Origin of the sequence: Sphingopyxis sp., from assembly GCF_041916015.1 — a bacterium.
GTDB lineage: Bacteria > Pseudomonadota > Alphaproteobacteria > Sphingomonadales > Sphingomonadaceae > Sphingopyxis.
Genome location: NZ_JAYSAH010000071.1, coordinates 1 through 11,273, shown reverse-complemented (window position 1 = coordinate 11,273; position 11,273 = coordinate 1). Strand labels below are relative to the sequence as shown.

General features: G+C 66.9%; 7 protein-coding genes. 4 read left to right on the top strand and 3 right to left on the bottom strand.

What is annotated here, in order from left to right; translation table 11 throughout:
* The 4 genes from ACE3SL_RS10140 to ACE3SL_RS10125 all read left to right on the top strand — a co-directional run.
* Positions 1–1,551 (top strand): cyclic nucleotide-binding domain-containing protein (locus ACE3SL_RS10140; protein WP_374525615.1); only part of this gene is annotated, 1,551 nt, incomplete at its 5' end.
* Entirely contained in the window at positions 1,551–2,432 is an 882-nt protein-coding gene (locus tag ACE3SL_RS10135) for a hypothetical protein (protein ID WP_374525614.1), read from the top strand. The genes ACE3SL_RS10140 and ACE3SL_RS10135, both read left to right, overlap by 1 nt.
* A gap of 18 nt (positions 2,433–2,450) precedes the next feature.
* The gene (locus tag ACE3SL_RS10130) at positions 2,451–4,388 is read left to right on the top strand and encodes a cytochrome C (protein WP_374525613.1); all 1,938 of its coding nucleotides are present in this window, start codon (positions 2,451–2,453) and stop codon (positions 4,386–4,388) included.
* Positions 4,389–4,437: 49 nt separating this feature from the next.
* A complete protein-coding gene (locus tag ACE3SL_RS10125; RefSeq protein ID WP_374525612.1) occupies positions 4,438–5,286 on the top strand; it encodes a metallophosphoesterase in 849 nt (282 codons plus the stop codon).
* On the opposite strand, the gene ACE3SL_RS10120 is transcribed toward ACE3SL_RS10125, so the two are convergent.
* The 3 genes from ACE3SL_RS10120 to ACE3SL_RS10110 all read right to left on the bottom strand — a co-directional run.
* Complete coding sequence (locus ACE3SL_RS10120) at positions 5,283–6,227, bottom strand: D-2-hydroxyacid dehydrogenase (protein WP_374525611.1); 945 nt, start codon at positions 6,225–6,227, stop codon at positions 5,283–5,285. The genes ACE3SL_RS10125 and ACE3SL_RS10120 overlap by 4 nt on opposite strands.
* Positions 6,228–6,301: 74 nt before the next feature.
* The gene (gene cysS / locus ACE3SL_RS10115) at positions 6,302–7,741 is read right to left on the bottom strand and encodes a cysteine--tRNA ligase (RefSeq protein WP_374525610.1); all 1,440 of its coding nucleotides are present in this window, start codon (positions 7,739–7,741) and stop codon (positions 6,302–6,304) included.
* Between the two features lie 45 nt (positions 7,742–7,786).
* The coding region (locus ACE3SL_RS10110) for a beta strand repeat-containing protein (RefSeq protein ID WP_374525609.1) at positions 7,787–11,273 on the bottom strand (3,487 nt) is incomplete at its 5' end.

Here is an 11,273-nt window from a genome sequence, read left to right as displayed (position 1 = left end):
TATCCGCTGATCAAGCATTGCATGAACCAGGGCTATGACGTCGTCGAGTTCATCAACGGCAACACCGGCCTGACCCCGGCGGATGAAAAGGATCTGGCGGCGATCTTCGCGGCCCTGCCGCAGCAGAAATCGGTCAGCGAATGGCTCGACTATCTGCGCGAGCGGGTCCGCATATTCGCCGACGTCTCGCCGCTCCAGATGCGCGAGTTCATGCTCGATTCGAAGGTCGCCTTTTACCGCAAGGGCGACATCGTGTTCGAGAAGGGCGACCCCGGATCGTCGCTGTTCGCGATCGCCGACGGCCATGCCGAGGTCGAGGTGGCGCCCGGCGTCACCGTGCCGATCGAGCAGGGATCGATCTTCGGCGAGGTCGGTCTGATCTCGGGCCGCAAACGCGGCGCGACGATCCGCGCCGGGGCGGACAGTATCTTCGTCGAGGTGTCGCGCACCGCCGCGCTCAAGCTGATGGGGTCGGTGCCGGGCGCCAAGCGCGCGATCAACCGCATCTCGCTCGAACGACAGCTTCTCCAGATTTTCAAGGGCGGGCTGACCGTCGAGGATTTGGGTCCCGTGGTCGATGCTGCCGAGGTCGAGCGCGTGCCCGCGGGCAAGGTGGTGCTGACCGAGGGCGAGCAAGGCGACGATGTCTATGTCATCCGCTCGGGATCGATGGTCGTCGAGAAGGACATCGGCGGCAAGCCGATCTTCCTCCGCTATCTGCCCGCCGGCAGCTTCTTCGGCGAGATGGGCGTGCTGAGCGGCGCGCCGCGCAACGCCACCGTCAAGGCCGCGGTCGGCGCCGAACTGATCAAGCTGACCGGCGAGAGCTTCCGCAAGATGCTCGCCGCGCGGCCGCAGGTGCGCGAAGCGACCGAGGCCGCGGTCGCCGAGCGCGCGCAGATGAACAGCTTCATCGAATCGCGCAAGGCGAGCTATTCGGGCGCGGTCGATCTTTATTCGGACACCGCCAGCTTCATTATGAAAGAGGGGCTGGGCGAGGCGACCGACGCGCTGCTGATCGACGAGAATCTGTGCGTCGGCTGCGACAATTGCGAGAAGGCGTGCGCTGACAGCCACGAGGGCCTGTCGCGGCTCGACCGCGAAGCGGGCAAGACCTTCGCGCATCTGCACGTCCCGACGAGCTGCCGCCACTGCGAGCATCCGCACTGCATGGCCGATTGTCCGCCGAACGTCATCCACCGGGGGCCCGACGGCGAAGTGTTCATGGAGCCCGGCTGCATCGGCTGCGGCAATTGCATGCGCAACTGCCCCTATGGCGTGATCCGCATGGAGGCGGCGCCGCCGCAAAAGCCGGGCCTGCTGCGCTGGCTGCTCACCGGCTTCGGCCCCGGGCCCGGCGAGCCGTCGCCCAAATGGACCAAGAAACAGCTCGGCGATGAAAAGCCCAAGAAGATCGCGGTGAAGTGCGACATGTGCAAGGGTATTGCGGGGGGCCCCGCCTGCGTGCGGGCGTGTCCGACCGGCGCCGCGATCCGGGTCTCGCCCGAGGAATTCCTGTCGATCGCGCGGCTGCAGGAGGATGCGGGCTGATGGCGAGCCTGTTCCAGCGGCGTCGCAGCAAGGCGACCCAGACCGAGCGCGTGCGCGAGCGGCGGCACGAGGGCTTCCTGCGTTACGCCAATTTCCGCTGGGCGAAGATTTCGGGCGGGCTTTGCCTGCTCATCATCGTCAGCTACGCGCTGATCGACGTGACGCCGCGGCCCAATGGCGGCAGCTGGTACGGCTATACGCTTGGCACGATCGGCGCGCTGCTGATCCTGTGGCTGACCGCGCTCGGCTATCGCAAGCGCAAGATGACGAGCGATCACTGGTCGCTGAAAGCGTGGACCTCGGCGCACGTTTATCTCGGGCTCAGCCTGATCGTCATCGGGACGTGGCACACGGGCTTTCAGCTTGGCTGGAACGTCCACACGCTCGCCTGGGTGCTGATGATGCTGGTGATCCTCTCGGGGCTTTACGGCGTTGTCGTCTATGCGACCTTGCCCGCCGCGCTCTCGAACAATCGTGACGAGATGACGCAGATGCAGATGCTCGAGGCGATCCGCGCCTTCGATCGTCAGCTGCACGCCGCGGCGCAGCCGCTGACGCCCGAGGACACCGCGCCGGTGCTCGCGGCGCTCGACGAGGACCCGTTCGCGGGCGGCATCGGCGCGCGCCTGTCGGGGCGCTACCCCCGATGCGCCACCGCCGCCGCGCTTGGTGCGCTCCGCGTATCGCGCAGCAGCGATGCCGACGCGCGCGAGAAGGTGATCGGGCTGCTCTCGCAGAAAGAGGCCGCACTCGCGCGGCTGCGCCAGCATCTCCGCATCCGGGCTTTGCTCGAAATCTGGCTTTACGTGCATGTGCCGCTGACCTTCGCGCTGATCGCGGCGCTGTCGGCGCATATCATCAGCGTCTTCTTCTACTGGTAAGGCGGGGAGAGGGAGACCATGAGCTTCATCCTGCGCCGCATCTCGACGACGAAGACGGGCAAGCAGATCATCCGCGACCAGGCGCTGCCCGGCGACACGATCACGCTCGGCCGCGACGCCGGCAACATCATCCATATCGCCGATCTGGCCGTGAACCCGCAGCACGCGGCGATCACAAGCGCCGATGGCCGCCATGTCCGTGTCGCGGCGAGCGAAGGGCTGGGGTTCGACTTCAACGGCCGCACCGTCGAGGTCGCCGACATCGACAGCGCCGCGGGCGCCGAATTGCGCTTCGGCGGCCACCGCCTGACGATCGCGCGCGAAGGCGATGCCATCATCCTGCTCGTCGAGCGGATCGACGAATTGTCGCAATCGTCGAAGGACGTCGATGAGGCGAAAGCCTTCTCGCTCGCCGGGGTGATGCCGGGCAAGCGGATGGGCGCCTGGACCTTCGGCGTCATCGTCCTGCTCGCCTTCCTGATCGGGCCGATCTGGGCGTGGCACAGCTTCAAGGCTGTCGATGAGCGGCCGCAGGGCTATCACGCCGATATGGCCTGGTCGCCGGGGCCGCTGTCGAGCGCGCACGCCAGCCTCAAGAACGACTGCCAGTCGTGCCACGTCCAGCCCTTCGTCGCGGTGACCGACAAGGCGTGCGTCGGCTGCCACACCGGCGAGCATAAGGCGATGAGCATGGCGCACGCCAATGCGCCGACCGCGATGCTGCTCGCGGCGCGCCATCCGCCGGGGGTCGGCGAGCGTATCCTCGCCGGGTTCGCGAAGACTTTCAACAAGCCGCAGGGGCGCTGCGTCGGGTGCCATACCGAGCATGAGGGCGCCGGGCCGATGCCCGCGACACCGCAGAAATTCTGCGCCGACTGCCACGACGGGATGAAGGCGCGGCTGATCGAGGCGGGCTTCAAGCCGACCGTCGCCGATGCCGCGGATTTCGGCACGCTCCATCCCGAATTCCGGCCGTGGGTCCATCCCGCGCCGGGCGCGAAGCCGGTCCGCGCGTCGGGCAAGGCACCGCTCGACTATAACGGTCTCAAATTCCCGCACGACATCCACCTGAGCGCGACCGGCGGCGTCGCCCGCATGGCGGCGAGCTTCCGCGGCCGCTATGATTTCGGCAACAAGCTCGAATGCGAAAATTGCCACCGGCCCGAGAGCGACGGGGTGCGGATGAAGCCGGTCGAGATGGAGCGCGATTGCGCGATGTGCCACAGCCTCGCCTTCGAGACCGTCGGCGGGGTGACGCGCACTTTGCGCCACGGCGAACCCGATCAGGTCGTCGCCGACCTCTTCGCCTATTACCGCTCGACCCCGCCGAGCCGCCCGCTGCAACTCGGCGGGATGGAACGGCGGCGGCCCGGCGCCTATGCCGAGGGGCAGGTTTACAACATCTATTTCCGCGAGGTTGCGGTGCGCCCGAGCCGCGCCGAGGATGCGGTGCGCGCGGTCTTCTCGAAGGGCGGGGCCTGCTACGACTGCCACACCGTCTTCGCACCGGCGTCGGGCAACAGCTGGCGCGTCCAGAAGGTCGTCCAGTCGCCGCGCTTCCTGTCGAAGGGCTGGTTCGATCATGCCGACCCCGGCCATGCCAAGGTCGAGTGCGCGACCTGCCATACCGAAGCGCCCCGATCGCAGCGTTCCGAGCAGCTTCTGGTTCCGGGACTCGCGCCGTGCCGCACCTGCCATGTCGGCGAGAACGGTGCGACGATCGCGAAGGTGAAGGAGCCGACCCGATCCTCGTGTGCAATGTGCCACGAATATCATTCGGACGGCGGCAAACCGTGGATGCCCGAGCGTCAGCGCAAGAAAAATATGTCGATGGTTACCGATCGTCCACCCCGCGGCGTCTATGCTGTGACATCGATCACAGGACCCGAGGCGCGGGGCCTTTACGATGTGACGTGGCGCACAGCGGCGATTCGGGCCGCAAAACGGGGCGGATAAGGACGGGCGGTCGCAAGCGGATGGCCGGAGCAGGGGGCAGGAAACGGACATGCTGATCGCCCAGATCACCGATATCCATATCGGGTTCGATCCCGACAATCCGGCCGAATATAACCGCAAACGGCTCGACGACGTGCTCGACCGGCTGATCGAGGGACCGAACCGGCCTGACCTGCTGCTCGCGACCGGGGACATCACCGATCGCGGCGACGCCGACAGCTATCGCCGCCTCGCGACCGCCTTTTCGCGCTGCCCCTTTCCGGTCTGGCCGAGCGTCGGCAACCACGACCTCCGCGATAATTTCCATGCGCAATTTCCTGGGTTCGACGACGGCAACGGCTTCATCCAGTACGCGATCGACCTGCCCGAATTGCGGCTGGTGACCGTCGATACGCTCGAGGAAGGGCGCCACGGCGGCGCCTTTTGCGAAGCGCGCGCGGCGTGGCTGGAAGCCGAACTGGCGAAGGACAAGGCCAAGCCGACCTATATCGTCATGCACCATCCGCCGGTCGAAAGCGGCATCGAATGGATGAATACGCATCCCGACGAGCCGTGGGTCCATCGCTTCGGCGACGTCGTCCGCCGCCACGACCAGGTGCGCGGGCTGATCTGCGGTCATCTCCACCGCGCGGTTACGGTCGCGTGGGAAGGGCGGACCATCGCCATCTGCTCCTCCACCGCGCCGCAGGTCTCACTCGACCTCAGGCCGATCGACGAGAACCACCCCGACGACCGCCCGATGATCGTTGCAGAGGACCCTGCCTATGCGCTCCACCGCTGGAACGGGCGCGAGCTGGTGAGCTTTTACGACCATGCGGGGGCGCACACGATGCTCGCCAAATATGACGAGCGGCTGCAGCCGCTGGTGCGCGAGTTGAAGAACGAACGGCCGGTCTAGTAACCGAGCGAAAGATCGACACGCGGCTCGACGCTGTCCCCGCGATGCCAGCGGTCCAGATTGTCGAGAAAGCGCTCGGCTGCGCGAACGAACATCTTGTCCTGCGCGCGGCCCGACAGGTGCATGGTGACATGCGCATTGTCGAGGCTCCACAGCACGTCGTCGGCGGGGAGCGGTTCGGGGGTCGTCACGTCGAGGAAGGCCGCGGCGATCTGTTTCGCATCGAGCGCCGCGACGAGGGCCTCCTGATCGACCACGGCGCCGCGTGCGATGTTGATCAGGGTCGCGGTCGGCTTCATTGCCGCGAGCTCGGCAGCGCCGATCATATGGTCGGTTTCGGGGGTTGCGGGCACTGCGAGGATGACCCAGTCGAACTCGCCCAGCCGCGCGCGCCACTGGTCGGGGGTCAATGTATTCGGCCCCGCCGAGCGCCGCACGACGGTGACGTCCACGGCAAAGCCCTTCAGCCGCTCCTCGATCAGCTTGCCGATTGCGCCATAGCCGAGGAGCAGCGCCTTCGACCCGTAAAGCTCGACCTTGCCCGGCGATTCGATCAGCCATTCGCGCCGGTCCTGCGCGCGCACGACCTCGCGATATCCCTTGGCGACGGTCAGCATCCCCATCACGACATATTCGGCGATGGTGATCGCGTTGATCCCCGCGCCGTTGGTCACGACCGTGCCGCGCGTCTGGAGCAGGTCGAGCGGCATCCCGTCTACCCCGGCGTAGATCGAATTGAGCCATTTCATCCGCGTCGCCGCAGTGATCGCGGCCGCCATGTCGCGCTTGTCGTACATGTCGAACCAGCCGATCTCGGCCTCGGGCGCGAGCGCCATCGCCTCTTCCTTGGATGCGAAGAAACGCGGTTCGACCCAGTCGGGCAGGCGGGCCTCGACGAGCGGCCGGATCAAGCCGGACAGGACGGTGACGGTTTTGGTCATCGGGCAGTTCTTCCGTTCGGTTTTGCAACCAACCATGCCGATGTCCCGCGGCACCCGCAAGCGGGGCAGGGCGATTAATTGTCCAGCCGCCAATCCCAGCCGAGCGGATCGCCGTCCATCACTTCGACCCCCGCCGCGATGAGCTGGTCGCGCAGAGCATCGGACGCGGCGAAATCCTTTGCGGCGCGCGCTTCCCTGCGTTTCGCCAGCGTCACCTCGATCTGATTCTCGCCGATCGTCGCGTTCTTCGGTCGCACGCGCAGTTCCTCGCGCGAAAGCGTCAGGAGCTGGAGCCCCAGCACGTCGTCCATCGCGGCGAGCGCGCTGCGCTTCTGCCCGGCGTCGATCTTTTTCAGCGCCGCCGCCTCCTCGATCAGCGTCAGCGCGACCGGCGTGTTGAGATCGTCGGACATTGCCGCATCAAACCTGGCGAGCAGGTCGACGAGACGGCGATCCGAAACCGCGCCCGCTTCGACATCGCGCACCGATGCCGCCGCCATCACCAGCCGCTTCAATCGCGTCAGCGCCGCGCCGAGGCCTTCCCACGAAAATTCCAGCTCCGACCGATAATGCGCCTGCAGGCACATCAGGCGATAGGCGAGGGGGTGGTAGCCCTTGTCGATCAGCAGTTGCAGCCGCAGGAACTCGCCCGAGCTTTTCGACATCTTGCCGCTGCGCTCGACGAGGAAATTATTGTGCATCCACATCCGCGCGCCGCTGTCGGTCGTGCAGGCGTGCGCCTGATTCTGCGCGATCTCGTTCGGGTGATGGATCTCGCGGTGATCGATGCCGCCGGTGTGGATGTCGAACGGAAAGCCGAGCAGGGCTTCGGACATCACCGAACATTCGAGATGCCAGCCGGGCGCGCCGCGGCCCCAGGGCGACTCCCATTCCATCTGGCGTGTCTCGCCCGCGGGGGTCTTGCGCCAGATCGCGAAGTCGGCGGGGTGGCGCTTGCCATCGACGGGATCGATCCGGCTCTCGCCTTCATCGGTGGCGTGGCGCGCGAGGCGGCCATAGTCGGCGACCGTCGTCGTGTCGAAATAGAGGCCGCTGTCGAGTTCGTAGCAATGCTGGTCGGCGATGGTCCTCGCGAACTCGATCATCTGCGGGACATATTCGGTTGCGATCGACCAGTGCGCGGGCTGGCGGATGCCGAGCGCCCGCACATCGGCCCAATAGGCCTCGGTATAATGTTTCGCGATGTCCCAGATCGATTGGGCGCGCTCCGCCGCGGCCTTTTCCAGCTTGTCCTCGCCCGCGTCGGCGTCGTCGGTCAGGTGGCCGACGTCGGTGATGTTGATGACGTGAGTGAGCCTGTGGCCTTTGTGCGTCAGCGTCCGGCCGAGTGTGTCGGCGAAGACATAGGCGCGCATATTGCCGATATGCGGATAGTTATAGACCGTCGGCCCGCAGCTATAGACGCGCGCCTCGCCAGGGTGGACGGGCTGGAAGGTTTCCAGGCTGCGCGTCAGGCTGTTGAACAGCCGCAAGGGGGCAGGGGCGTCGGTCATAGCCGTGCCCTTGCCCCGCGCGAAGGCGCCGCGTCAACGAAAGACTTACGGCTGCTGGCTATCGGTGATCGGCGTCCACAGATCGTCGTTGCCCGCGCCGGTGACCGGATCGTCGAGCAGCGGCTCGCCGCTCAGCGGATCGAGGTCGCGCATCGTGATCAGCGCGGTCGGCAGGCTGGTGCCGTCGCCGCTGTCGCCATCGCTGTCGGCCTCCTCCTCGACCACGTCCTGAACCGGAAAGAGGGTGCCGGGGTCGAACGAAACCGCGGTGCAGCTTCCCGTGTTGGCGATCAGGCAGCCGTTGAAGGTCGATCGCGGATCGAAGCTTCCCGGCGTACCCGTCGAACCGGGCGCGATCGTCAGCAGTGGGATGGTGTCGAGCCCGGTGACCTGTCCGTTCGGGCCGAGGTGGACGCCGTTGATGACGATCCGCGACGGTCCGCTGGTCTGAATGGTGAGCCCGCCCGCGCCGAAGGTCAGCCCGCGGCGCTGGCCGAAATCGGTGCCGGCCCCGCTGTTCTGGACATAGACGCCGCCACCGGCGCTGAACCGGATGCCGCGTGCAAACAGCGCCCCCTCGTCGAGGGTGACACCGTCGTTCTGGCCGAGCCGCGTGTTGATCGCGTCGGTGGTGGCCGCGTTCGCGACATCGGCGATGGCGGCCTCGGTCGCGACGATGATGTCGTCCGACGCCATGTTGAGCCGGCCGCCCGGTGCATTGTTCGCGCCGAGAAGCCGCACACTGCCCTGACCCAGAATGACCTCGAGCGCGTCGTCTGCGATCAGACCCAGCGCATTGTCGTCCGACAGGCCGGTCAGCTGGACATTGCCGACGACGCGCATCTTGCCCGGCGTGCGGATCGTCAGCGAGCCGCCCGCGCCGAGGTTCGATCCCTGCGCGCCGCCAGTCATGGTGAAGCTGTCGACGATCACGTCGGGGGGCGTGGGGCTGCCGACGGAAAGTGGGCCGACCGCGTTCACTGCGGGCGCGAAGACTCCGATGTCGGTGCCGAACAGGCGGGTCAGCTCGTCGGCATCGATATGATAGCCATCCTTCGAACCCGTTCCGCCGACGAACGTCTGCTGCCCGTCGTCATTGTTCGCAAGCGTCAGCCCCTGCGTCACACCCGCGGTGCCGACACGCCCGCTTGCTGCGATGTCGATATCGGCCGAGGCCAGCGAGATGTTGCGGCCGGTCACCACGCCGTCGATCGCGATCGTCGTGCCGGCATCGGCGCTCAGGTCATTCGTCACGCTGACGCTGGTCATCGAGAGCATTTCGTTGGCGTTGAACTCGGCGGCGGCGGCGGTCAGGTTGCGGATGATCATGTGCTCGCCGCTATTGCCGAAGCGCGCGGTGCCCGCGATGGTGGCATTATCGACGATCAGCCGGTTGTTCGACCCGATCGTGGCATCGCCGACGTCGGTGACGATATTCGCGAAGGTGATCGGCCCGTTGGTTCCGATGTCGAGGCTGTTCGCGCTGACGCTGACGTCGCCGAGCGAGCTCAGGCTACCGACACGAACGGCGCCATTGTCGGCAGTCAGCGTCGTCGTGCCGCGGCTGTAAAGCCGGTCGGCGTCGATCCCGGTGATGCCGGTCAGGGTCATTTGGCCGCCGGCGCCACTCTCGCCACCGGTGATCGCGATCGATCCGGCGGCATCCAGCGTCAGGTTGCGGCCGGCGTTCAGGGTGCCGCCGCCCGAAATGTCGGATGCGGAGGCGATCGCAATATCGCGCCCGGCGCGGATCGTGTCGATCGGGTCGCCGCTCGATGGAATGTCCGCCAGCGTCACGGCGTTGGCGGTGATCACGACGTCATTCCCCGCCACGAGGGGCCCCGCTGCCGTGAGCGCGCCGGCTGCGGTCGCGGTCAGATTGTCGAAGGCGTTGACGTTGGCGGCCGTGATGTTCGCGCCGCCGGACAGCATGATGTTCGACAGGTCCGCCGGCGTCGCCGCGGTCTGCAGGAACAGGCCGGGTGACGGGCTGCTCGATGCATAGACCACACTACGGCCGTCGGGACCGGTTCCGGTCGTCGCGGCGTTGGTGACGCTGATTGCTCCGGGCGCCTGGACGGTCAGGTCGTCGCCCGCCGAAATGTTCGATAGCGTCGCGGTGGTTCCTGCGAGGACGAAGACATCCTCGCCCGCAGCCGCGCCGTTCAGGCTCGCCGCGCCGCCTGCACGGACGCCCAGCATCGTTGCGGCGCTGCTGTCCGTCAGCGTCGCATTGCCGCCCGCATCGACGAAGACATAGCCTTCGGACGCGGGGCCGCCCGTCGGCGGGGCATAGCCGCCCGCTGCGTCGGCTTCGACGGTCGCATTACCGCCGGCGACCAGGTTGATGTTGCCGCCGGCGCGATAGACGCCCGACAGATTGGTCTGGGCGAAGATCGAGATGTCGCCTCCCACTTCGGCCAGGCCGAATGCCACGTCGCCGGCGGTTCCGGTGGCGCGGAGCGCGGTGCCCGCTCTCAGCGTGCCGGTGACGCCGATTCTCGGCGCGATCATGGTGATGCTGTTGGCCTGCGCGGTCAGATTATTGCCGAAGATGCCGTCTCCGGCGCCGGTTCCCAGCGCGAAGAAGTTGACGAATGTCCCGGCGGTCACCGTGTTGAAAGCGATCGATTGTCCCGCAGCATAGACCGATCCGCCCGCGGTCGAATTGCCGAGATCGATCGTTCCGGCTGCAGTGACCGAGATGTCGCCGCCGGTGATGATCGTATTGAGCCCGGTGCGGAAACTTCCGGCATTCGCGGTGAAATCATCCACCGCTTCGGCATGTCCGATGCCGGCGAGGCCGGCGGTGGTGACGACGATGTCGCCTCCGGCAAGCCGGTCGACGCCGATACTGGCGCCGGCGCCGGTGGTTGCGAGCGTCAGCGTGTTGCCGGCGCTCAGCAGCGAACCGGGCGCACCGCTGATGCCGGTCACGGCGGATATTGCGAGGTTCCCGGTCGCGAACAGGGTCGGATTGGCCGCCTCGCCGCGATTGTCGTGGCGGATGTCGACCTGATCACCCGCATCGATGGTCAGGTTGCCGCCCGCGCTGACCTGCCCGCCGCTCTGGCCATAGACGCCGATCGAGCTGTCGGTCCGCAGCGTCATGTCGCCTGCCGTTGCCGTCGAGATCGTTCCGCCGGTGGTGGCGAAGAAGATCCCGGCAGGAGCCGCGCCGGTGTCGTTGTTGGTCGGGTCCGCAAGGCCGAGTGCCTCGGCGGTCAGGCTGTTCATCGCGATACTGCCGCCGCTACGCATCTCGATGCGCCCTGCAAGGCCGCCATTGGCCTGAATCACCGTGTCGCCGAGATTGATCTGGCCCGGGTTCGATGTCGCCAGCGCCTCGAAGACGACGCGGCCGCCCTGATCGACCACGGTCGAACCGCCGGCGCCATTGCCCCCCGATCCGGTGCCGCCGTCGCCGCCGATGCCCGAGACGCCGCCTGCCGTGACGGTCAGCGGGGCGCCGTTCGAGGTGATCGTGCCGCCGTCGGCGACCAGATGGACCGTGCCGCCGACCGCGCCGCCG